This is a genomic window from Brachyspira catarrhinii (genome assembly GCF_005518285.1).
Classification (GTDB): Bacteria; Spirochaetota; Brachyspiria; order Brachyspirales; family Brachyspiraceae; genus Brachyspira; species Brachyspira catarrhinii.
This window is the reverse complement of the sequence record NZ_SJDU01000703.1, coordinates 1-647: the sequence shown is the minus strand read 5'-3', so window position 1 is coordinate 647 and position 647 is coordinate 1. Positions and strand designations below refer to the sequence as shown.

1 pseudogene is annotated in these 647 nt (G+C 26.9%); it reads right to left on the bottom strand.

What is annotated here, in order from left to right:
- Positions 1-402, bottom strand: a pseudogene (locus tag EZH24_RS13130) (L,D-transpeptidase family protein); the annotation flags it as partial.
- Positions 403-647 lie beyond the last annotated feature (245 nt).

Sequence of the window (647 nt, the reverse complement as noted above, 5' to 3'; positions counted from 1 at the left end):
GGAAGAGTTTGGATGATTTATTCCTAAAGACAAATAATAAGAGCTTGCGGGATTAAAAATTTCTATATTATAAAAACCTTCGGGAACTTGTAAATCTCCTTCTTTTCGTTTAGGTCCCAGCGCGCCCGATTTTGCCGCTATATTATATTCGCAAATTTTTTTATAGATTTTATCGGATTTATTTTTAGCGTATAATTCTAAAATTGATTCTTCTTTATAAGCCGTAATCAATATATTTAATTCTTCGATTTTTATATTATTATTTTTTAAATTGTTTTCGATTAAATTATATTTTTCTTTTATCGCGTCTCGAACTCTGCCATATCTTTTTTGTTCGTTTATAAAATCGCCTGAAAATAATATATTATTCATTATAGCCAATATTAAAATTATTTTAAACATTTTGAATCCTCGATATATTATCGGAGATTTACTCGTTGATAAAAAATATTTTTTATTATATGATTTAAAAATTAAAAAATTAATTGGACTTTATAATTTTTTATTGTCTGCGTTTAATTTGCGGACTTCCTCGATACTTAATCCCGTAGCTTTACTTATAGAAGCATCGTCCATGCTCATTTGTTTTAAAGTTTTGGCTATTGAATATTTTTCGTCTTTTCTGCCTTCTTTAATTCCTTCTCGTC